19 protein-coding genes and 2 pseudogenes are annotated in these 21,320 nt (G+C 68.9%); 13 read left to right on the top strand and 8 right to left on the bottom strand.

Translation table 11 applies throughout. The features are described 5' to 3' along the window. Positions 1-199: 199 nt before the first annotated feature. Positions 200-595: a hypothetical protein gene (locus EET03_RS02415; protein ID WP_075542458.1), complete on the top strand. Its 396-nt coding sequence runs from the start codon at positions 200-202 to the stop codon at positions 593-595. Between the two features lie 151 nt (positions 596-746). Here the strand turns inward: EET03_RS02415 and groL are convergent, their stop codons facing one another. Both groL and EET03_RS31090 read right to left on the bottom strand, forming a co-directional pair. After that, positions 747-2,369 carry a chaperonin GroEL gene (gene groL / locus EET03_RS02410; RefSeq protein WP_063472035.1) on the bottom strand — a complete coding sequence of 541 codons (1,623 nt, stop codon included), beginning with the start codon at positions 2,367-2,369 and terminating at the stop codon, positions 747-749. A 146-nt stretch (positions 2,370-2,515) separates the two neighbouring features. Further along, positions 2,516-3,049 carry a VOC family protein gene (locus EET03_RS31090; protein ID WP_244232207.1) on the bottom strand — a complete coding sequence of 178 codons (534 nt, stop codon included), beginning with the start codon at positions 3,047-3,049 and terminating at the stop codon, positions 2,516-2,518. On the opposite strand from EET03_RS31090, the gene EET03_RS02400 reads away from it, so the two are divergent. From EET03_RS02400 to EET03_RS02375, 7 genes and pseudogenes are all read left to right on the top strand, one after another. After that, on the top strand, positions 3,048-4,010 hold the full coding sequence (locus tag EET03_RS02400; RefSeq protein ID WP_075542461.1) for an SDR family NAD(P)-dependent oxidoreductase: 963 nt from the start codon (positions 3,048-3,050) through the stop codon (positions 4,008-4,010). The genes EET03_RS31090 and EET03_RS02400 overlap by 2 nt on opposite strands. A 17-nt stretch (positions 4,011-4,027) precedes the next feature. Then, positions 4,028-5,233, top strand: coding sequence for a molybdopterin molybdotransferase MoeA (moeA, locus tag EET03_RS02395; protein ID WP_075542462.1), 1,206 nt, complete (start codon positions 4,028-4,030; stop codon positions 5,231-5,233). Between the two features lie 243 nt (positions 5,234-5,476). Next, positions 5,477-6,241 carry a phosphatidylserine decarboxylase gene (locus EET03_RS02390; RefSeq protein ID WP_082274599.1) on the top strand — a complete coding sequence of 255 codons (765 nt, stop codon included), beginning with the start codon at positions 5,477-5,479 and terminating at the stop codon, positions 6,239-6,241. Then, a complete protein-coding gene (gene pssA / locus EET03_RS02385; RefSeq protein WP_075542463.1) occupies positions 6,238-7,098 on the top strand; it encodes a CDP-diacylglycerol--serine O-phosphatidyltransferase in 861 nt (286 codons plus the stop codon). The genes EET03_RS02390 and pssA overlap by 4 nt, the downstream gene beginning before the upstream one ends. After that, positions 7,095-9,290 (top strand): AAA family ATPase, encoded by a 2,196-nt coding sequence (locus EET03_RS02380; RefSeq protein WP_099193927.1) that lies wholly within the window; start codon positions 7,095-7,097, stop codon positions 9,288-9,290. Before pssA ends, EET03_RS02380 begins: the two co-directional genes overlap by 4 nt. Before the next feature lie 45 nt (positions 9,291-9,335). Continuing rightward, a pseudogene (locus tag EET03_RS32880) lies at positions 9,336-9,509 on the top strand (type II toxin-antitoxin system antitoxin VapB33); the annotation flags it as partial. Next, complete coding sequence (locus EET03_RS02375; RefSeq protein ID WP_244232211.1) at positions 9,504-9,941, top strand: TA system VapC family ribonuclease toxin; 438 nt, start codon at positions 9,504-9,506, stop codon at positions 9,939-9,941. The pseudogene EET03_RS32880 and the gene EET03_RS02375, both read left to right, overlap by 6 nt. On the opposite strand, the gene EET03_RS02370 is transcribed toward EET03_RS02375, so the two are convergent. From EET03_RS02370 to EET03_RS02350, 5 genes are all read right to left on the bottom strand, one after another. Then, entirely contained in the window at positions 9,839-10,486 is a 648-nt protein-coding gene (locus EET03_RS02370) for an LON peptidase substrate-binding domain-containing protein (RefSeq protein WP_082274600.1), read from the bottom strand. The two genes, EET03_RS02375 and EET03_RS02370, sit on opposite strands and share 103 nt — an antisense overlap. 45 nt (positions 10,487-10,531) lie before the next feature. Then, positions 10,532-11,695: a glutamate--cysteine ligase gene (locus tag EET03_RS02365; protein ID WP_099193926.1), complete on the bottom strand. Its 1,164-nt coding sequence runs from the start codon at positions 11,693-11,695 to the stop codon at positions 10,532-10,534. Further along, positions 11,676-12,383 carry a superoxide dismutase[Cu-Zn] gene (gene sodC, locus EET03_RS02360; RefSeq protein WP_075542467.1) on the bottom strand — a complete coding sequence of 236 codons (708 nt, stop codon included), beginning with the start codon at positions 12,381-12,383 and terminating at the stop codon, positions 11,676-11,678. The genes EET03_RS02365 and sodC overlap by 20 nt, the downstream gene beginning before the upstream one ends. A gap of 171 nt (positions 12,384-12,554) precedes the next feature. After that, complete coding sequence (locus EET03_RS02355; protein WP_075509537.1) at positions 12,555-13,028, bottom strand: LytR C-terminal domain-containing protein; 474 nt, start codon at positions 13,026-13,028, stop codon at positions 12,555-12,557. Between the two features lie 64 nt (positions 13,029-13,092). Continuing rightward, positions 13,093-13,401, bottom strand: a complete 309-nt coding sequence (locus tag EET03_RS02350) for a nucleoid-associated protein NapA (protein ID WP_023370272.1) — start codon at positions 13,399-13,401, stop codon at positions 13,093-13,095. A 362-nt stretch (positions 13,402-13,763) separates the two neighbouring features. Here EET03_RS02350 and EET03_RS02345 point away from each other — a divergent pair, with 362 nt between their 5' ends. The 5 genes and pseudogenes from EET03_RS02345 to EET03_RS32590 form a co-directional block, all read left to right on the top strand. After that, the gene (locus EET03_RS02345) at positions 13,764-14,357 is read left to right on the top strand and encodes a peptide deformylase (protein WP_063472047.1); all 594 of its coding nucleotides are present in this window, start codon (positions 13,764-13,766) and stop codon (positions 14,355-14,357) included. Then, positions 14,357-15,247 (top strand): N-acetylglutamate synthase, CG3035 family, encoded by an 891-nt coding sequence (locus EET03_RS02340; RefSeq protein ID WP_075542468.1) that lies wholly within the window; start codon positions 14,357-14,359, stop codon positions 15,245-15,247. Before EET03_RS02345 ends, EET03_RS02340 begins: the two co-directional genes overlap by 1 nt. Before the next feature lie 17 nt (positions 15,248-15,264). Beyond that, on the top strand, positions 15,265-16,080 hold the full coding sequence (locus EET03_RS02335) for an exodeoxyribonuclease III (protein ID WP_075542500.1): 816 nt from the start codon (positions 15,265-15,267) through the stop codon (positions 16,078-16,080). 127 nt (positions 16,081-16,207) lie between these two features. Next, a complete protein-coding gene (locus tag EET03_RS02330; RefSeq protein WP_075542469.1) occupies positions 16,208-16,654 on the top strand; it encodes a hypothetical protein in 447 nt (148 codons plus the stop codon). 340 nt (positions 16,655-16,994) lie between these two features. Next, a pseudogene (locus EET03_RS32590) lies at positions 16,995-20,990 on the top strand (HAD-IC family P-type ATPase); the annotation flags it as partial. Here EET03_RS32590 and EET03_RS31075 read toward each other — a convergent pair. Beyond that, positions 20,953-21,267, bottom strand: coding sequence for an Rv1535 domain-containing protein (locus EET03_RS31075; protein ID WP_244232209.1), 315 nt, complete (start codon positions 21,265-21,267; stop codon positions 20,953-20,955). The pseudogene EET03_RS32590 and the gene EET03_RS31075 sit on opposite strands and share 38 nt — an antisense overlap. Positions 21,268-21,320 lie beyond the last annotated feature (53 nt).

Here is a 21,320-nt window from a genome sequence, read left to right as displayed (position 1 = left end):
GCTCCTCGGTAGAAGGTTTTGATCTTGGCGATCGTTCTTCTACCAGGAGCTGCCCCTATATCACCGCAATAGCCTCACATGCCCCGCGTGTCACACTTGACCCAACAGCCGCTTCCTTAACTACCCGGCATTGGGACTAGCCCCGACTAGCTCAGCGGCGCGCATCCGCCCGTCCGTACCGGCGCCTATCCTCGATTGCATGGGCGCCAAAAAGGTAGACCTCACGCGGCTGGCCGCCACCTTGGCCGATTATCCATTCGCTTACCTGATCACCGTCGATGACGACTACCGCGCGCACACCGTGACCGTCGAGCCGGTACTGCGCGGGGCGGTCCTCGACGTGGGGCTGGTCGGCGGAGGAACCCGCAAGAACCTGGCGCAGCGCCGCGACGTGACGCTGCTGTGGCCCCCGCGTGAGCCCGGCGGCTATTCGCTGATCGTTGACGGCAGCGCCGAAGTAGCAGGAGCCGGTGAGGAGACCGTCCGTCTGGGGGTGGTGCCCACCCGCGCGCTGCTGCACCGCGAGGCCGAACCCGACTCCCCCGCGGCGGCCAAGGGATGCCGCCACGACTGCGTGGTGTTCTCGGCGCCGTAGCGTGCCCTGCGCGTGCGTCCAGACTGCGGTCATTGCGTCGAAACTGCGGTGAGCGTCTATGTTGCCCTGGTCCTATAGCCGGGTACGCAGTCTCGGCGCGCGAAAAAGCCCGGCCCCATGACAAGGACCGGGCTCTTTCGTGTTGACCGGACTAGAAGTCCATGCCTCCCATGTCGCCGCCACCGGGCATGGCAGCCTTTTCCTTCTCCGGCTTGTCGGCGACGACCGCCTCGGTGGTCAAGAACAGCCCCGCGATGGACGCCGCGTTCTGCAGCGCCGAACGGGTCACCTTGACCGGGTCGGCAACGCCGGCCTTGAGCAGGTCCTCGTACACACCGGTCGCGGCGTTGAGGCCGTGCCCCGCGGGCAAGTTGCGCACCTTCTCCGCGACCACGCCGGGCTCCAGGCCCGAGTTGAACGCGATCTGCTTCAGCGGAGCCTCCAGCGCCACCTTGACGATATTGGCCCCGGTGGCCTCGTCGCCCTCGAGCTTGAGCTCGTCCAGCGTGGGCGCAGCCTGCAGCAGCGTCACACCGCCGCCGGCGACGATGCCCTCCTCGACGGCCGCCTTGGCGTTGCGCACCGCGTCCTCGATGCGGTGCTTGCGCTCCTTGAGCTCCACCTCGGTGGCGGCACCGGCCTTGATCACCGCAACGCCGCCGGCCAGCTTGGCCAGCCGCTCCTGCAGCTTCTCGCGGTCGTAGTCGGAGTCGCTGTTCTCGATCTCCTGACGGATCTGCGCCACCCGCCCGGCGATGGCGTCGCTGTCGCCGGCGCCCTCCACGATGGTGGTCTCGTCCTTGGTGACGACGACCTTGCGAGCCTTACCGAGCAGGCTCAGGTCGGCGTTCTCCAGGGTCAGGCCGACCTCCTCGCTGATCACCTGACCGCCGGTGAGGATCGCCATGTCCTGCAGCATCGCCTTGCGCCGGTCACCGAAGCCGGGCGCCTTGACCGCGACCGACTTGAAGGTGCCGCGGATCTTGTTGACGACCAGGGTGGACAGCGCCTCGCCCTCGACGTCCTCGGCGATGATCAGCAGCGGCTTGCCGGCCTGGATGACCTTCTCCAGCAGGGGCAGCAGGTCCTTGACCGTCGACACCTTGGAGCTGACCAGCAGGATGTAGGGATCCTCCAGGACCGCCTCCTGCCGCTCCGGGTCGGTGACGAAGTAACCCGAGATGTAGCCCTTGTCGAAGCGCATACCCTCGGTGAGCTCGAGCTGCAGGCCGAAGGTGTTGGACTCCTCGACGGTGATGACGCCCTCGTTGCCGACCTTGTCCATCGCCTCGGCGATCAGGTCACCGATCGACTGGTCGCCGGCCGAGATGGCCGCGGTCGCAGCGATCTGCTCCTTGGTCTCGACCTCCTTGGCGCCCTTGAGCAGCGTCTCGGTGATCTTCTCGACGGCCTTCTCGATACCACGCTTGAGCCCCAGCGGGTTGGCGCCGGCGGCAACGTTGCGCAGGCCCTCTTTGACCAGCGCCTGGGCCAGCACGGTGGCCGTCGTGGTGCCGTCGCCGGCGACGTCGTCGGTCTTCTTGGCGACTTCCTTGACCAGCTCGGCGCCGATCTTCTCGTACGGGTCCTCCAGCTCGATCTCCTTGGCGATGGAAACCCCATCGTTGGTGATCGTGGGGGCACCCCACTTCTTCTCCAGGACGACGTTGCGGCCCTTGGGACCCAACGTCACCCTTACCGCGTCGGCGAGGGCGTTCAGCCCCCGCTCGAGGCCGCGACGGGCCTCTTCGTCGTACGCAATTATCTTGGCCATTGCGAAGTTATTCCTCCGGATTGGGAATGAAACTGGGGCCGCCGGGTGACGACAACCCCGTTACTTACGCTGGCCGGGCGCAGTGCCCGCGACGGACGGCTCAAGTTGTCGCCGCTGCGACGACGGCCTGGCCTCACCGTCCCGACCTAGCACTCGCCGGTGGAGAGTGCCAACGTCATTCTTAGCACTCGCCCATGACGAGTGCAAGGAACGCGTCGGTGATCGATTCCCGCCGCGCCCCGCCATGAATGGAACGCCACGGCGAATTTCCGAGCGGATCTTCGCCGCGGCGTGACGCTCGGCGACTCGGCGCGGGGCAAGCTAGCGATATGTCGCTCGTACTGCCGTCGTATCCCCCGCCCCGCTACACCGGCGACGACGGGGAAGTGAGGGCTACTTCGAGGGACTGCCCGGCCTGGCCCATGACCGACGACGATCGCCGCCTTCATCGTGGGGTCGGACACCAGCTCGCCCATGTCGTCGCGAATGGCGTTACCGCCCATGACCAAGGGCGGCGAGAGCACTTGCAGGCCCAATACCTCGCGATAGAACGTTACCGCGGCCACACAGTCGGGTACGCAGATGCCGGTGTGTGCCAAACCGGTAATCACGTTCTCAACCTGACGTCGGCCAGCAGCGCGGGCGCCCCCGGCGACACCACTGAGTATCTTGTGCCCCATGACCTCTGACGTCTCGAAAAACGCCACGGCGAACCGCAAGTGGTCGCGAGCCGACATCCCGGATCAAAACGGCCGGGTGGCCGTCGTCACCGGCGCCAACACCGGCCTGGGCTACCACACCGCCGCGGCGCTGGCTTTTCGCGGCGCGCACGTGGTGCTGGCGGTACGCAACCTCGAAAAGGGCAACGCCGCTTTGGCGCGCATCGTCGCCGCCGCGGGCCGGAATGCTCAGCAAGTAGACGTCACGCTGCAGCAGCTCGACCTGAGCTCGCTGGGTTCGGTGCGCGCCGCCGCCGCGGCGCTGCGTTCGACATATCCCCGCATCGACCTGCTGATCAACAACGCCGGGGTGATGTGGACGCCCAGGCAGGTCACCGAGGACGGGTTCGAGATGCAGTTCGGCACCAACCATCTCGGTCACTTCGCGCTGACCGGCCTGCTGCTCGACCGTCTGCTGCCGGTGCGCGGTTCGCGGGTGGTGACGGTCAGCAGTCTGGGCCACCGGATTCGCGCCGCGATCCACTTCGACGACCTGCAGTGGGAACGCGGCTATGACCGTGTCGCCGCCTACGGCCAGTCCAAACTGGCAAACCTGTTGTTCACCTACGAGCTGCAGCACCGCCTGGCGGCAGATCCCAAGGCCAACACCATCGCCGTCGCCGCCCACCCGGGCGGCTCCAACACGGAATTGGCGCGCCACCTGCCGCGGATTGTGCGACCGCTGTCCAACATCTTCGGGCCGGTGCTGTTCCAGAGCGCGGAGATGGGTGCGCTGCCGACATTGCGGGCCGCCGCCGATCCGTCCGTCGAGGGTGGGCAGTACTACGGTCCCGACGGTTTCGCCGAGCAACGCGGCCACCCGAAGCTGGTGCAGTCCAGCGCTGCGTCACATGACGAGGAGCTGCAACGCCGGCTGTGGGCGGTCTCCGAGGAACTGACCGGCGTCCACTTCCCGGTGTAGCGGACCATAATGGCCGGGTGCGATCAGTAGCAGAACACCAGCGCGTCGTCACCGACATGATCCGGGCACGTCCGCCGGAGACGGTCGCGCTGCGGGAGGCTCAGGGCCTGGTCCTGGCCGGCGACGTGATCGCTCTGCTGTCGCTGCCGGTGTTCGACAACTCGGCGATGGACGGGTACGCGGTTCGCGCCGAGGACACCGCGGGCGCGACGGCCGAGCATCCGGTGACGTTGCCGGTGGCCGAGGACATCCCGGCCGGGCGCACCGACGAACTGCGCCTGGCGCCCGGCACCGCGCACCGCATCATGACCGGCGCGCCGACACCGTCCGGCGCCACCGCCGTCGTGCCCGTCGAAGCCACCGACGGCGGCGTGCAGACGGTGGCGATCCACCAGCAGGCCACGCCGGGTAAGCACATCCGGCGCGCCGGTGAAGACGTCGCCGCCGGCACCACCGTGCTGCACGCCGGCCAACACGCGACGCCGGCCGCGCTCGGTTTGGCCGCGGCCCTGGGACTGCCCGAACTGACCGTGATTCCGCGCCAACGGGTGCTGGTGATCTCCACCGGGTCCGAACTGGTGCCGCCGGGCGGCCCGCTGCAACCGGGGCAGATTTATGAGTCCAACGCCGTCATGCTGGCCGCCGCGGTGCGCGACGCGGGTGCCGTGGTGGCGGCCACCGAGACCGCCGGCGACGACGTCGCGCAGTTCGCGGCGATCATCGAGCGCTGCGCGGGTGACGCCGACCTGATCATCACCAGCGGCGGCGTCAGCGCCGGGGCGTACGAAGTGGTCAAGGACGCCTTCGGCCGGGCCGGCGACCAGGGCGTGGAATTCGTCAAGGTAGCGATGCAGCCGGGAATGCCGCAGGGCGTCGGCGTGGTGGCGGGCACACCGATCGTGACCCTCCCGGGCAACCCGGTCAGCGCGCTGGTGTCCTTCGAGGTGTTCATCCGGCCGGCACTGCGCAAGGCCATGGGTTTTCCCGATGCGTTCCGGCCGCGGCGGGCCGCGATGCTCACCGAGTCGGTGACCTCGCCGCGCGGCAAACGGCAGTTCCGGCGGGCGGTACTGGACGCCGACAGCGGGCAGGTCACCAGTTACGGCCCGCCGGCCTCCCACCATCTGCGCTGGCTGGCCTCGGCCAACGCGCTGCTGGACATACCGGAGGACGTCGTCGAGGTGTTCGCCGGAACCGAGCTGCAGGTCTGGGATCTGTCCTGATCTCAGTCCACCGATGACATGACCGCGTCGCGGTGGAATTGGTCGGCCGCTTCGAACGCGTCGGTGCCGTGGATCGCTACCGCGACCCAGCACCGGATTGGCGCTGACCAGTGCCCAGGAATGCGCCGACACTCCCCGATTACTCCATCCTGGCGGCCATGGTCCGGCAGTGCGGCAGATCGGCCGGATCGGCACCGGATCGACTAGGGCACACCGGACGCCTGCCTTCCGTAAGATGACCGCGTGGCACGACGCCCCCGCCCTCCCGCCGAGGAGCGCACTTCCTACCCGGCACCCTCGCTGAGTCCGCAGCACCTGCTCGCATTGTTGCGGTCGACGGTTCCGCCGATCCACCCGGCCGGGCGCCCGTTCATCGCCGCCGGCCTGGCAGCGGCGTCGACCGGGATTCTGGGCCAGGCCGCCACCGGACGCGACCTTCGGTGGCTGCGCCGGACGGGTCTGCTGGCCGCGGGCGCGTGTGCGGGGTTTTTCCGGCACCCCTCCCGGGTGTCACCGACCCGGCCCGGCGCCATCGTCGCGCCGGCCGACGGCGTGATCTGCGTGATCGACTCCGCGGCGCCGCCCGCCGAACTCAGCATGGGCGCCGCACCCCTGCCCCGGGTCAGCATCTTCTTGTCGATTTTCGACGTCCACGTGCAGCGGTCACCGGTGAGCGGCGAGGTGATCGCCGTGCAACACCGGCCCGGTCGCTTCGGATCCGCCGACCTGCCCTCGGCCAGCGTCGACAACGAACGCACCAGTGTGCGGATCCGCACCCCTAGCGGCTCGCAGGTCTCAGAGGTCATAGTCGTGCAGATCGCCGGGTTGGTGGCACGCCGCATCGTGTGCGACGCACATGTCGGGGACAAGCTGTCGATCGGTGACACCTATGGCCTGATCCGGTTCGGCTCGCGGCTGGACACCTACCTGCCGCCCGGCGCGGAACCCGTGGTCAGGGTGGGCCAGCGGGCGATCGCCGGCGAGACTGTACTGGCCGAACTGCCATGACCACCAAGCCTCGGATCAGACGAGGGGTGAACCTGCATCTATTGCCCAGCGCAATGACGGTGCTGTCCATCTGCGCGGGCTTGACCTCGATCAAGTTCGCCCTCGACCACAAGCCGATACCGGCGATGGCGCTGATCGCCGTGGCCGCCATCCTCGACGCCCTGGACGGCCGAGTGGCCCGCATCCTGGACGTTCAGTCGCGAATGGGCGCCGAAATCGACTCCCTGGCCGATGCCGTCAACTTCGGCGTGACACCCGCGCTGGTGGTATACGTGACGATGCTGTCCAAATGGCCGGTCGGCTGGATGGTGGTGCTGCTGTATGCGGTGTGTGTGGTGTTGCGGTTGGCCAGGTACAACGCTCAGCTGGACGACGGCACCTTGCCCCCCTACGCGAAGGAATTCTTCGTCGGAATGCCCGCGCCGGCGGGCGCGGTGTCGATGATCGGTCTTATCGGCCTCAAACTGCAGTTCGGCGAAGGCTGGTGGACGTCGGTGTATTTCCTGGCCTTCTGGGTGACGGGAACGTCGTTGCTGATGGTCAGCACCATCCCGATGAAGAAGATCCACACCGTCGCGGTGCCGCCCAACCTGGCCGCCCCGCTGCTGGCGGTGCTGGCGATCGTGGCGGCCGCCGCCGTCCTGGCGCCCTACATCCTGATCTGGGTCATCATCATCTCCTACGTGTGCCACATCCCGTTCGCGGTGCGCAGCAAACGCTGGCTTGCCGAACATCCCGAGGTGTGGGGCGAAAAACCCAAGCAACGACGTGCCGCCCGGCGCGCGATCCGCCGAGCGCAGCCGCACCGGCGGTCGATGGCGCGGCTGGGGCTGCGTAAGCCGGGCGGGCGGTTGTGACTCGTCCCGGCGATCCGGTTGGGACTCGCCCCGTCGGGGCCCCGCAGCTGACGCTGACCGCCCGGCTGAACACCTCGGCCGTCGACTCACGCCGGGGTGTGGTGCGGCTGCACCCGAGCGCCATTGCCGCCCTGAGCATCCGGGAGTGGGACGCGGTATCGCTGACCGGGTCCCGGACGACCGCGGCGGTGGCCGGCATGGCCGGCCCGCAAATTCCGGTCGGCACCATCCTGCTGGACGACGTCACGCTGTCCAACGCCGGTGTACGGGAGGGCACCGCGGTGCTCGTCAATGCGGTCACCGTCTACGGCGCTCGAACGGTGACGCTGAGCGGCTCGACGCTGGCCTCGCAGTCGATCTCGCCGCTCACCCTGCGCCAGGCCCTGCTCGGCAAGGTGCTGACCGTCGGCGACGCGGTGTCACTGCTTCCCCGCGACCTGGGTCCCGGAACCTCCACGTCGGCGGCCACCCGGGCGTTGGCGGCATCGGTCGGGATCAGCTGGACGTCGGAGCTGTTGACGGTGACCGGCGTCGATCCCGAAGGGCCGGTCAGCGTGCAGCCGAATTCCCTGGTCACCTGGGGCGCGGGCGTGCCCTACCGGGCGTCGACGGCCGCGGAGAAGGCCAGCGTCGCCACCCCGGAGATCCAGGTCGAAGAGCTCAAGGGCACCCAGCCGCAGGCCGCCAAGCTCACCGAATGGCTCAAGCTGGCCCTCGACGAGCCCCACCTGCTCAAGACCCTGGGGGCAGGCGCCAACCTGGGGGTGCTGGTGTCGGGTCCGGCCGGCGTCGGCAAGGTGACGCTGGTGCGCGCGGTGTGTGCCGGGCGCCGGCTGGTGGAGCTGGACGGGCCGGAGGTCGGCGCGCTGGCTGCCGAAGACCGGCTCAAAACTGTCGTGTCGGCGGTCACGGCGGTGCGTGACGGCGGCGGGGTGCTGCTGATCATCGACGTCGACGCCTTGCTGCCGGCAACCGCCGAACCGGTGGCCTCGCTGATACTGGCCGAGTTGCGCACCGCGGTGGCCACCGACGGCGTGGCGGTGATCGCCACCACCGCCCGGCCCGACCAGATCGATGCGCGGCTGCGCGCGCCCGAGCTGCTGGACCGGGAACTCGGTCTGCCGCTGCCCGACGCCGGCACCCGCAGGGCGTTGCTGGAAGCGCTGCTCAAGCATGTCCCCACCGGTGACCTTGATCTCGACGAAATTGCCAGCCGCACACCGGGTTTCGTCGTTGCCGACCTGGCAGCGCTGCTGCGCGAGGGGGCATTGCGGGCCGCCTCGCGGGCCAGCGCGGACGGCCAGTCACCGACGCTGAACCAGGACGACCTGGTCGGCGCGCTGACGGTCATCCGGCCGCTGTCCCGCTCGGCCAGCGAAGAGGTCGCCGTCGGCAGCATCACGCTCGACGACGTCGGTGACATGGCCGAGGCCAAGCAGGCGCTGACCGAGTCGGTGTTGTGGCCGTTGCAGCACCCGGACACGTTCGCCCGGTTGGGGGTGGACCCGCCCCGCGGGGTGTTGCTCTACGGCCCGCCCGGGTGCGGAAAGACCTTTGTGGTGCGTGCGCTGGCCAGTACCGGGCAGCTGAGCGTGCACGCGGTCAAGGGCTCCGAGCTGATGGACAAGTGGGTCGGCTCGTCGGAAAAGGCGGTGCGCGAATTGTTTCGGCGCGCCCGCGACTCCGCGCCGTCTCTGGTGTTTCTCGACGAAGTCGACGCGCTCGCACCCCGGCGCGGCCAAAGCTTCGATTCCGGAGTGAGCGACCGGGTGGTGGCGGCCCTGCTGACCGAGCTCGACGGCATCGACCCGTTGCGCGACGTCGTCGTGCTGGGCGCCACCAACCGGCCCGACCTGATCGACCCGGCCCTGCTGCGCCCGGGGCGGCTGGAACGCCTGGTGTTCGTCGAACCGCCCGACGCGGCGGCGCGGCGCGAAATTCTGCGCACCGCCGGCAGGTCGGTCCCGCTGGCCGCCGACGTCGACCTGGACGAGGTGGCCGCCGGGCTCGACGGGTACAGCGCCGCCGACTGTGTGGCTCTGCTACGGGAGGCCGCCCTGACCGCGATGCGGCGCTCCATCGATGCCGCCGACGTCACCGCCGCCGATCTGGCCGCTGCCCGCGAAATCGTCCGGCCGTCGCTGGATCCGCTGCAGGTGGCGGCGCTGCGCAGCTTTACCGAGGGCCGGTAGCGACCCATCCGGACGCGCGCCTGGCCGGGCATCATGATGCCTGGTATGCGCACCACTTTGACGCCCGACGAGGACGTCGTTCGCCTGATCGAGAAGGCGGTTCACCGCGAGCGCCGCCCCATGAAACACGTCATCAACGACGCGCTGCGCAGCGCGCTGGCGCAGCCGATGGAGCGCCGCACGCCGTATCAGTTGAAGCCGCATCGCACGGCAGTGCGGCCGACATACCCCGCCATATTCGGCTTTTTGCGTATCGCGACCAACGCACGCATCCTCACCGAGCCCCTGTCGGCGGCCGAAGCAGTCGCCTATGTGCGCGACTGGCTTACCCAGCCGAACGTGGACCTTCTTATCCCGTCTGCCCGCCATCTGGACCTGGCATCGGGGTTGCTCGAGGAACTCGGCACGGCCGCCAACCTGACCACCGACGTCCAACTGGCCGCCTACGCGATCGAGCACAACACCGAAATGCAGTCCAACGACCCTGATTTCGCCCGATTCGCCGGTCCCACGTGGACCGACCCACTGCGTGACCGAAAACCGGCACGCTATTCGGACATCTGGAACTCCACTATCGCGGCGACCGCGTCGACGGCCTCATCCAGCGCTGCCAGCCGGGCTGCCGCCGACGGCGCCGACAGCACCGCGTAGCGATCAGCGGTGCCCATCGGAATCCGGGATGCCAGCGCATACAGACGTTGCCCTGCTTCCGGGTCGGCACGGCCGTAGCCCAGCAGTACGTCGCGACCCGGCAACTGCGCACCACGGGCCGCCGCGATCCGCTCGAACAACGCCATCACCCGGCCCTCGAGTGCGAGCAACTGCGTTTCGGTCACCGGTTCTCCGGTCTCGTCGGGCCAGCTCTGCGCGATCGCCCGCGGGTAGGGATCGTCGGGCAGCCACTCGGCCACCCGAATGCGTTCGCCGGTGCGGCAACGCAACAGGTATCGGCCGAGGCCGAGATCGGCGCATTCCTCGATCCTGGCCAACGTGCCTACGTCACAACGCGTTTCACCGCCACCGACCTCACGTCCGCGCGAGATCAGCACGACTCCGAACGGATCGCCGCTGCCCGCGCAGTGCCGCACCAACGCGGTGTAGCGCGGCTCGAAGATGCGCAACGGCAGGTCCTGGCCGGGCAGTAGCGCCGTCTCGAGCGGGAACATGGGCAGCTCCACCGGTGCGAAATGCGCCATCAGCTAAACCTAAGGCCGCCGAGCCGGGAGTTGATAGCTCGACCCTTAGATGTCGAGCTCCGCAACCAGCGCGTCGACGACGGCGCGCAGGTCGCCGTCATGGTCCTCGGCCACCCGCCGCTGCCGCTGGTAGGAAGCACCCACCCGGGGGATGTCGGCCACCGCGGCCAGCTCGTCGGCACAATTCAGCGACTTGGCGACCGGCTCCAGCCGGGTCAGCAGATCGTCGAGGTCGTCGGTGACCAGCCGCTCGTTACTGTCGGCGTCCAAGATGATCACCGCGTCCAGGCCGTAGCGAGCGGCACGCCACTTGTTTTCCTGGACATGCCAGGGCGGCATGGTGGGCAGCGTCTCCCCGGCGTCGAGCCGGCGGTCCAGGTCGACCACCAGGCAGTGGGTCAAGGCGACCAGCGCGCCGAGCTCACGCAAGTTGGAGATGCCGTCGCACACCCGTATCTCGATCGTGCCCAGATGCGGCGAAGGTCTTATGTCCCAACGGATTTCGTCCATATGGTCGATGATGCCGGTCTTCCTCTGGTCGTAGACGAAGCCTTCGAACTCGGCCCAGGTTTGGAACTGGAACGGCAACCCGGCGGTGGGCAGCTGCTGAAACATCATGGCCCGGTTACTGGCATAGCCAGTGTCTTCGCCGCCCCACCACGGTGAGGACGCCGACAGCGCCAACAGGTGCGGGTAGTAGTTGAGCAGCGACGAGATGATCGGCATCACCTTGTTGGCCGACGAGATCCCGACGTGGACGTGCACGCCCCAGATCAGCATCTGGCGGCCCCACCATTGGGTGCGTTTGATCAACTCGGCGTAGCGCGGCGCGTCGGTGAGCTTCTGGGTCGACCACCGCGCGAACGGGTGGGTGCCGGCACAGAACAGCTCCATGCCGCGGTCCCGGACGATCCGGCGCGCAGAGCCCAGGGTGTCACGCAGATCCTGCATCGCCTCGGCGGCACAGTCACAGATGCCACTGACCACCTCGACGGTGTTGCGCAGCAATTCCTTGTGGACGCGCGGGTTTTCGCCGATCTCGGCGATGACCGCGGTGGCTTCGTTGCTCAGATCTCGGGTCTGCGCGTCGACGAGCGCGAACTCCCATTCCACACCGACAGTCGGCCGTGGTGACGGTGCGAAATCAATACGGACATCACCTTTTTTGGGCGTCCTGTTGACCGGCGAGCTAGCCGGAACCGATGACACCGCACGCCACCCGCTTGCCGGCGTCACCGGTGGTCAACGTGGTCTGATCGGGACCCGGTGTCCCGTTGGTCTGGGTGTAACGGTCCGCCGGGATGTTGGCGAAGTTGTCGGCACCGGCGTGAATGATGATCGCGGTTTTTTCACCGCTCACCAGGTCGTCCATGGCGAAGGCATCGGTGGTGGTCACCAGCGTGCCGCTGCCGTCGCCGCGCACCTGCAGCGACGTCAAGTCACCACTGGATTGTCCGGCCTTGACACGCCCGGGCACCTGGAAGTGCCCGCCGGCGGACAGGAAGTCGCCGGGAGCCCCGCCTGACGGGGCGACCGAATTGGGCTCGCACTTGCCCGCCTGGTGGATGTGCACGCCGTGGAAACCGGGCGCAAGGCGGCCGGTGCCGGTTGTCACGATCGTGATGGTCGCGAACCCGTTGGCGAACTCGAACTTGGCGGTCGCGACCTCGGTGCCGTCGGGTGCCCGCAGCTGGGTGGTCAAGCCCTGTGCGCCGGGCACCCCCTCCTGGTGGCCCCTGCCCTCCGACGGCGCGGGTGACCCGGTCCAGATTGACGGCGTGGTACCCGGTGTCGTCGAGGCGTGTTGCGGCGACGAGCACGCGCTTACCAGCGCGACGCAAGCGGCCGCGGACAGGGTGGCGGCTACGACGGGGCGGTGACCGGCGGGCATAGACATAGCGGAGAGCCTAGCCTGGCGCCGAAGCGGGTCGAAACGACCCGCTGAGAAGCCGGGCAATCAGATCCAGCCTGGCGCCGAAGCGGGTCGAAACGACCCGCTGAGAAGCCGGGCAATCAGATCCAGCCTGGCGCCGAAGCGGGTCGAAACGACCCGCTGAGAAGCCGGGCCTCAACCCGTGACGAGCACGATGACGCCGGGCGGTTGGTCGGCGAGTTCGGCGATGCGCCGCTCGACGGGCGCTCCCAGTTTCTGTCCCACGGCGTCCGCGGTGGCCCGCTCCCCCTCGGCGTCGCCGTAGTAAACGGTGGTGGCGGAGACATCCGACACGGCGAGGTTAGTGACCTCGGTCACTTTGAAACCGGCCGCCTTGAGCTGGTCCGCGGTCCGCCCGGCGACTCCCTCTTTGCCGGAGATGTTGTACACCCGCACCTCGGCCTGGTTCGCCGCGGGCTTGGCGCTGGTCGAGGTGGGCGCGGTGCTGGTGGTCGTCATGCCGGCCACCGTCGACGAGTCGTCGTCGGATTTCCCGGACGAACCCAGGGCTTGCCAGCCCAGCAGCAGGAAGATGACGCCCAAGAACAGCAGCACCATCACCATGGCCCGCAGGGGAAGCCCCGTGGAGTCGGGTACGCGCTCGTTCATCGAGCCCACTGTAGCCAGGAGTGGCCCGAAAACTGTAACGGCACGTCAAAAAGGTGGACGGGTGTCAGGTCACCTCGAAGCCGAGGCGCCGCGCCGCCCGCGCCTTCTGACGGCTGGCTCGCAGCCGCCGCAGCCGTTTCACCAGCATGGGGTCCGCGGCCAGCGCCTCGGGCCGGTCAACCAGCGCATTGAGCACTTGGTAATAGCGTGTCGCCGACATGGAGAATAGCTCTTTGATCGCTTCTTCCTTGGCGCCGGCAAACTTCCACCATTGACGTTCGAAAGCCAGGATGTCGTGCTCGCGACGGGTCAGACCTTCGGCAATGTCAGAGTCGTCCCCCGCTCGATTTGCCCGCGCCATAGCGCCGTCCATATTGCTTCCCCTGGGCCCTTCCGGCGAATGCTCACTTAGCTCGAATGACTTGACCTACAAAGGCGCATGTTCCGGCGATATTGAACCATGCCCGGAAGTGTTGCCCGGTGACCCTGGCCCGCGAGTCGGCCGATTGGGTGCATTGCCCTGCTTCCCCGCTGCGCCGGTCGCGTCGACCCGGTAACCGGCCCGGGGACGTCGTCGAACGCTGCGTCACATCAGCCACACCAGCCACCGACGGCACCGGTACCCAGTTCCCGAACTTGATAGCGGATGCGCAAGCACGTCGTGAGGAGCCGGCCCGCTGCGCCGCTTCACGGCGGATCCTGGGGCCGGGGCCGGCCCGCCTAAGCTAGCCGACCATGGCAGTCGTACCTATTCGCATCGTGGGCGATCCCGTCTTGCACACTCCGACGAAGCAGATACCGGTCGGCGCCGACGGATCGCTGCCGGCCGATCTGCCGCAACTGATCACCGACATGTACGACACCATGGACGCCGCGTACGGCGTCGGCCTGGCCGCCAACCAGATCGGCTACGGACTGCGGGTGTTCGTCTACGACTGCGCCGAGGACCGCGGCAAGACCGCGCGCCGCCGAGGGGTGGTCATCAACCCGGTGCTGGAGACTTCCGAAATCCCCGAAACCATGCCCGACCCCGATAATGACGAGGAGGGCTGCCTGTCGGTTCCCGGCGAGTCGTTTCCCACCGGGCGGGCCAAGTGGGCGCGGGTCACCGGCCTCGGCGCCGACGGCACACCGGTCGACATCGAGGGCACGGGCCTGTTCGCGCGGATGCTGCAGCACGAAACCGGGCACCTGGATGGCTTGCTGTACCTGGACTGTCTCATCGGCCGGTATGCCCGCAGCGCGAAACGGGCGGTCAAGTCACACGGCTGGGGCGTACCCGGCCTGTCGTGGCTGCCGGGCGAGGGGCCCGACCCGTTCGGTCACTGATGGCGGTCTCGTGGCCGGACGCCGGGACGCGGGTGACGGTTCGCTACCGCCGGCCCGCCGGGTCTGTCCCGCCGCTGACCGACGCGGTGGGCAAGCTGCTGACCGTCGCCCCGACGGTGCGGGTGCGGACGAAGGCCGGCGCGACGGTCGAAATCGCACCCGCCGACGTCGTGGCGGTGCGGGTTCTCACCGATGCTCCGGTGCGCACCGCGGAGATCCGGGCCGTCGAGCACGCGGCCGCCAAGGCCTGGCCCGGTGTGGAACACTGCTGGCTGGACGGCTGGCTGCTGCGGGCCGGCCACGGAGCCACTCCCGCCGATTCGGCAGTGCCGCTGGACATCTCGGCCCGGGCCGGTACCGTCCCGGCGATCGCCGACTGGTACCGGGCCCGCGGTCTCACGCCTCGGCTGGCCATCCCCGACCGGCTACTGCCCCAGCCGACCGGATGGGTGCCCGAACACACCGAACTCCTCCTGGTGCGCGACGTCGACGACGTGGAAGAAGGGGTCACCCGCCCAACCGACCGCCCGATCACCCTGTCCGCCCGTCCCGACGACACCTGGCTGCGGCTCGACGGCCGCCGGATACCCGTTGACGTCCTTACCGCCGTCGTCGACGGTGAACTCGCATTCGGCAGCTACCCCGGGGTGGCCGCCGCACGCGCGGCCGTCACCGACGCACCGGACGGCACTCGTTGGGTAGGGCTGTGGGCGCCCCGCGCCGGCGACCAGTCCCGCGCCGCCCCACTGTATGAAGCACTGCTGGCCTGGGGCGCTCGGCGCGGCGCGACCCGCGCCCACCTGAGCGTGCCGGACGCCGGCCCGGCCCAGCCACTGGGTTTCCGGCTGCACCATCGCCGCCGCTACCTGCGGCCACCCGATAGCCTCTAGCCATGCCCGAGGGCACCATGCGGCTGGCCACCTGGAACGTGAATTCGATTCGCACCCGCCTGGACCGCGTCCTCGACTGGCTTGTCCGCGCCGACGTCGACGTATTGGCCATGCAGGAGACCAAGTGCGCCGACGGACAGTTCCCCGCGCTGCCACTATTCGAACTCGGCTATGAGGTCGCGCATGTCGGCTTCGATCAATGGAACGGCGTGGCAATCGCATCCCGGGTCGGTCTCGACGATGTCCAGATCGGCTTCGACGGCCAACCCACCTGGAGCCGCAAACCGGAGGTGGCGGCCACGGCGGAAGCTCGCGCCCTGGGTGCCACCTGCGGCGGTGTCCGGGTGTGGAGCCTGTACGTGCCCAATGGCCGCGCCCTGGGCGATCCGCACTACACCTACAAGTTGGATTGGCTTGCGGCGCTGAAGAATACGGCTGAAGGCTGGTTACGCGACGATCCCGCCGCCGCCATTGCGCTGGCCGGTGACTGGAACATCGCCCCGATCGACGACGACGTGTGGAGCACCGAGTTCTATGCCGGAGCCACGCATGTCTCAGAACCGGAACGCAAGGCGTTCAATGCCATTGTCAACGCCCAATTCGCCGATCTGGTAAGACCTTTCGCACCCGGACCGGGGGTCTACACCTACTGGGACTACACCCAGCTGCGCTTTCCGAAGCGCCAGGGAATGCGTATCGACTTCATCCTCGGCTCGCCCGCGCTGGCCCGCCGTGTCGTCGACGCGCAGATCGTCCGCGAGGAGCGCAAAGGTAAGGCGCCCAGCGACCACGCGCCGGTCTTCGTCGATGTACGCGACGGCACGGCTGGATAACCGGCAGACACTCTCCAGTCACTCTTCGTTGTCCTGGCGTTGGTAACGTGGCAGGCTTTTAGTAGACATGCGTGCTGTGAAGTGTGCGGCCCGGAGTAGATAAACGATTACAAGCCAAGGAGTCATCATGGGAGTCGTCGGCGGAGCGGTCCGCAGCGTTGGTCGAACGGTGAGTCAGGCCGCCACGGTGACCACGGCAGCCGCGGGCGCCGTCGGCGGCGCGGCGGTCAACGGCGTTGTCGGCGGCGTGAAAGGAGCCGCGGAAGGCATGCAGCGCGGCCTCAGCACCGGCACCAAGTCGACACCGGCGGCCGCGTTGGCCATCGGCGCGCTCGGCGTCGCCGGAATCGTCGAGTGGCCGATCCTGTTGGCCGTCGGGGGCGGCGCGTTGTTGTTGCGCCGGATGAACAAGAAGCCCGGGGACTCCGGGCCGCCGGTGAAGGCGAAACTCACCCCGGTACCCAGCGAGTCCGAGCCGGAAAAAGCCCCGCCACAAAAGACAACCGGTAAGGCACCGGCCAAGAAGGCGGCCGGGCGTCGGGCAGGTAGCACCGAGCTGCGCAGCACCAACTGACGGCGGTGTTGAGCACCCGTTGAGCATTGCCAAGTCCATAACACGGTCTCTGCCGCTGCGCGCCCTCGCGACTGGCATTCAGGCGACCACCGCGCTTACCGTCGCATCGGTCACGGTCGCCGCGGACGTCGCCGAAACGTTGGGTAAGACGGCGGGTTCGGTCACCAAGGCGTGTTTCGAGGCCGGTGCCGCGCCGCTGCGCGACGGAGCCAAGGCGGTTTCCGGCGAGCTGTCCCGTGAGACCCTGAGCAGGCACTGCTGGCGCGGTGACGACCGCGCCTGGATCGAGGTGCGGGGCCTCGGCGACGACGGCGAACTCGGCCGCGTGGTGCTGGAGTCGATGCGGGCCCACCCCGGCGTGGCGTCGGCCAGCCTGAACTATCCGTTATCCCGTGTCGTCGTCGGCATCGACGAGCCGGCGACAACGCTGCGGGAGCTGTGCCGCGTCGTCGCTGATGCCGAAAACCGTTACCGCTCAACGCAAGACAGCTACCGCCGCACACCCGCGGCCAGCCTGCCGGGCGATGGTGTGGTGCTGGCGACCCGGGCGGTGACCCTGGCCGCCAACGCCGCCGGGCTGGGCCTAGCGGTCGGTGGCCGGGCCCTGCGCTGGCCCCGATTGCCGATCAGCGTGCTCGCGGGCGTGGTGGCGTTCGACTACCAGCCGCGATTACGCGGCCTGCTCGAAGACCGCATTGGCGCGGCGGCGACCGACACCGTCATGACCCTGGCCGTCGCCGCGGCAGAGACGCTCACGCAGGCGCCGGCGTCGCTGTCGGTGGGCCTGGTGATGCAGACGCTCAAAGCCGCCGAATCCCTTGCCGCAGCACGGGCCTGGTACTACCACGAACCACTGTTGGCGCGGCATGCGGACCAAGCTCCGATCGAGCCGGTGCGCCGGCCCGCGCCCACCGTCGAGCGCGCTACCGGTCGTTTTGCACTCATCCAGGCGATCAGCGCCGGTCTGGTCGGCGCCAGCACCCGCAACCTGGACATGGCCGCCACCGCCGCGCTGGTGGCCACCCCGAAGGCCAGCCGAACCGCGCCGGAGGCGTTCGCCGCCGCGCTCGGGCAAGGGCTGGCCGATCGCCATCGGGTTTTGCCGTTGCGCCCGGAGTGCCTGCGCCGCCTGAGCAAGGTCGACGCGATCGTCGTCGACCCTCGGGTGTTGTGCACCGAAAAACTGCGGGTGGCCCGCATCGCCGGCGCCGAGCAGGACGAGCTGTCGGCCGCCTGGAACCGCGCGCAGCTGCTCCTGGAAAAAAACGGTCTTCGTCCCGGCTGGCACCCGGTACCCGGAATATCGTCCGGCACAAGGGCATCCGGTGTCAGAGCGCTTTTTCTGCCGGCCCACGACCCATTCGCCGCGGCCGTGGTGGCCGAGGCACATCGCACCGGAGCAGAGCTGGTCTCGGTGGACGACGGCTCGTTGGGCGAGCTGCGGCCGGCATTCGACGATATCCGGCCAGTGCCAAAGGCAACGCAGAACGGCTCGATCGACGACGCCCTGGCCGGCGCGGTGGCCGATCTCCAACAGGCCGGCCGGACGGTAGCGGTGTTGTCCTCGATTGGCGGGCAAGCCATTTCGACGGCGGACGTGGCACTGGGGGTATTGCCGCACGCCGCGGCCGGCCCGGCGTGGCATGCCGACGTGTTGCTGCCCGACCTTGCCGCCGCCTGGCGCATGATGCACGCAATTCCGGCGGCCCGGGAAGCACGTCGGCGGGGCATCGAAATATCTGGTGGCGCATCGGCTTTGGGCGCATTGCTGATGCTGCCCGGGGTCCGCGGGCTGGGCCCCGGACCCGTGACCACCGGAGCGGCGGCGGGGATGCTGTCGGGATATCTGTTGGCGCGCAAGATCGTCGGTGCGCAGCCGCCGCGTCCGGCGGCCTTCCACGAGTGGCACGCGATGTCCCCCGAGCAGGTCGGTAAACTCCTGCCATCGCCGGACGACCCGGCGCAGTCGGCACCGGAGCACTCGACGCTGGCCACCCGCGCCGTTGCCGGTGGCATTCACACGGCCAAGCGCGGCGCCCGGCTCACCGTGGGGCCCGCGCAGGCAATCGGGCAGTTCCTCGGCGCGGTGCGTGCGGAGTTGTCCGACCCGATGACGCCCATGCTGGCGCTGGGCGCCACCGCCAGCGCGGTGCTGGGGTCGCCCGTCGACGCGGTGATGGTCGGCTCGGTGCTGACCGGCAACTCGGTACTCGCCGCGACCCAGCGGTTGCGCGCCGAAAGCCGACTGAATCGCCTACTGGCGCTGCAGGTTCCGCCGGCCAGGAAGGTGGTGACCGGTCCGGGCGGGCAGCGGGTGTACCGCGACGTCATCGCCGAGCAATTGCAGCCGGGCGATGTCATCGAGGTGCGAACCCACGAGGTGGTCCCCGCCGACGCCCGGGTGATCGAGGAGGTCGACGTCGAGGTCGACGAATCCGCGCTCACCGGCGAATCGCTGTCGGTGACCAAACAGGTCGAAGCCACCCCCGGTGCGGACCTGGCCGAGCGCCACTGCATGTTGTACGCGGGCACCACCGTCGTCGCGGGTAGCGCGGTGGCGGTGGTGACCGCCGTCAGCGCCGACACCCAAGAACGGCGCGCTGCCGAACTCGTTTCCAGTGACCTGTCCAATGTCGGTCTGCACTATCAGCTGAGCCAGCTCACCAACCGGGCCTGGCCGGTCAGCATGACCGGCGGCGCCGTGGTCACCGGGCTGGGGCTGTTGCGTCGCCAGGGCCTGCGGCAGGCGGTGGCCAGCGGCATCGCGGTCACGGTGGCCGCCGTCCCGGAAGGCATGCCGCTGGTGGCGACGCTGGCACAGCAAGCCTCGGCGCGACGGCTGACCCAGTTCGGCGCGCTGGTTCGCATCCCGCGTTCGGTGGAGGCACTCGGCCGGGTCGACATGGTCTGCTTCGACAAGACCGGGACACTCAGCGAGAACCGCCTGCGCGTGGCCAAGGTGCGCCCGGCGCCGGGCTACAGCGGCGACGAGGTGCTGCGCTGTGCCGTGCACGCCGCTCCGGCCACCGACGGCGGCCCGCAGCTGCACGCCACCGATGTCGCCATCGTCGAGGCGGCGCCGTCCGGCGTGGCCGGCAACGCGGACCCGCCGGACGCTCACCTCCCGTTCCGCTCGGGCAGGTCGTTTTCGGCCTCGGTGTCGGGCACCGAGCTGACCGTCAAAGGTGCGCCCGAGGTGGTGTTGGCCGCCTGCGGCGCCGATGGACCCGACATGGACCAGATGGTCGCCGGACTGGCCGCAGACGGGCTGCGGGTGATCGCGGTCGCGCGCCGTCAGCTCGACCCGCAGCAGGCCCGGTCGGTTCTCGACGACCCCGACGACATCGCCCGCTGCTGTCGCGACGGCCTGTCCCTGGTGGGCTTCCTCGGGCTATCGGACACCCCGCGCGGCCCGGCCGCCCAACTGCTCGCGGACCTTTACGACCACGGGCTCGACGTGCGGCTGATCACCGGCGATCACCCGATCACCGCCGCGGCGATCGCGCAGGAACTTGGTATGTCGGTGACCCCGGATCAGATCATCAGCGGTGCGCAGTGGGACGCCATGTCGCGCAAGGACCAGGAACAGGCGGTGGCCGAGCGGACCATCTTCGCCCGGATGACCCCGGAGAACAAGGTGCAGATCGTGCAGACGCTGGAACGCAGCGGGCGGGTCTGCGCGATGGTCGGCGACGGCTCCAACGACGCCGCCGCGATTCGGGCCGCCACCGTGGGGATCGGGGTGGTCTCGCACGGCAGTGACCCCGCGCGGGTCGCCGCCGACATGGTGCTGATCGACGGCCGCATCGAATCGCTGCTTCCCGCCATCCTGGAGGGTCGTCAATTGTGGCAGCGGGTACAGGCGGCGGTGTCGGTGTTGCTGGGCGGCAACGCCGGCGAGGTGGCTTTCGCCATCATCGGCAGCGCCATCAGCGGAACCTCGCCGTTGAACACCCGACAGCTGCTGCTGGTGAACATGCTGACCGACGCGTTGCCCGCCGCGGCGCTGGCGGTCAGCAAACCCCGCGACCCGACGAGTCTGGACGCCCGCGGCCCGGATCAGCGTGCGCTGTGGCAGGCGGTTGGCGTCCGCGGGGCGACCACCGCCGCCGCGGCTACCGCGGCGTGGACGGTGGCGAGGTTCACCGGCCTGCCGCGCCGCGCATCGACGGTGGGACTGGTCGCGCTGGTCGCGGCGCAGCTGGGCCAAACCCTGCTGGACTCGCATGACTGGCTGGTCGTGCTCACCGCGCTGGGCTCACTGGCCGCGATGGGAACCCTGATCAGCATTCCCCTCGTCAGCCAGCTGATCGGCTGCACCCCACTCGGCCCGGTCGGGTGGGCGCAGGCCCTGGGGTCGGCCGCCGCCGCGACCGCCGCAATGGCCGTTCTGAACCGCATTCTGGACAGTACGGATGCGCAACCGGATCCATCGGACCCGTCGGCACCCGAGCGCAGTACCCCGCCGGCACCTGGCGAGGGGCCGGCTTCCGCTCCACGATCTCCACGAACCCCACACGCCACAGCAGCGCATAAAGCTCCCGCAACGGCACGCTCAGCACCGCGGCAATCGACGAAACCAGCGGATCGGCCAGGGCGTCGGTCGTCGACATACTCCCGACGGTGACCCTACGACACTGCTCGGCGGCAAACCCTTCGTTACTGA

This window comes from Mycobacterium innocens (genome assembly GCF_900566055.1).
GTDB classification, from domain to species: domain Bacteria; phylum Actinomycetota; class Actinomycetes; order Mycobacteriales; family Mycobacteriaceae; genus Mycobacterium; species Mycobacterium innocens.
This window is presented reverse-complemented; position numbering and strand designations above follow the sequence as displayed.

Bases quoted from the DNA above. Each gene is read 5' to 3' on its own strand.
- EET03_RS02415 (WP_075542458.1), top strand. From the start codon at position 200: ATGGGCGCCAAAAAGGTAGACCTCACGCGGCTGGCCGCCACCTTGGCC.
- groL (WP_063472035.1), bottom strand. From the start codon at position 2,369: ATGGCCAAGATAATTGCGTACGACGAAGAGGCCCGTCGCGGCCTCGAG.
- EET03_RS02400 (WP_075542461.1), top strand. From the start codon at position 3,048: ATGACCTCTGACGTCTCGAAAAACGCCACGGCGAACCGCAAGTGGTCG.
- EET03_RS31090 (WP_244232207.1), bottom strand. From the start codon at position 3,049: ATGGGGCACAAGATACTCAGTGGTGTCGCCGGGGGCGCCCGCGCTGCT.
- pssA (WP_075542463.1), top strand. From the start codon at position 6,238: ATGACCACCAAGCCTCGGATCAGACGAGGGGTGAACCTGCATCTATTG.
- EET03_RS02370 (WP_082274600.1), bottom strand. From the start codon at position 10,486: ATGGCGCATTTCGCACCGGTGGAGCTGCCCATGTTCCCGCTCGAGACG.
- sodC (WP_075542467.1), bottom strand. From the start codon at position 12,383: ATGTCTATGCCCGCCGGTCACCGCCCCGTCGTAGCCGCCACCCTGTCC.
- EET03_RS02355 (WP_075509537.1), bottom strand. From the start codon at position 13,028: ATGAACGAGCGCGTACCCGACTCCACGGGGCTTCCCCTGCGGGCCATG.
- EET03_RS02350 (WP_023370272.1), bottom strand. From the start codon at position 13,401: ATGGACGGCGCTATGGCGCGGGCAAATCGAGCGGGGGACGACTCTGAC.
- EET03_RS02345 (WP_063472047.1), top strand. From the start codon at position 13,764: ATGGCAGTCGTACCTATTCGCATCGTGGGCGATCCCGTCTTGCACACT.
- EET03_RS02340 (WP_075542468.1), top strand. From the start codon at position 14,357: ATGGCGGTCTCGTGGCCGGACGCCGGGACGCGGGTGACGGTTCGCTAC.
- EET03_RS02335 (WP_075542500.1), top strand. From the start codon at position 15,265: ATGCGGCTGGCCACCTGGAACGTGAATTCGATTCGCACCCGCCTGGAC.
- EET03_RS02330 (WP_075542469.1), top strand. From the start codon at position 16,208: ATGGGAGTCGTCGGCGGAGCGGTCCGCAGCGTTGGTCGAACGGTGAGT.
- EET03_RS31075 (WP_244232209.1), bottom strand. From the start codon at position 21,267: ATGTCGACGACCGACGCCCTGGCCGATCCGCTGGTTTCGTCGATTGCC.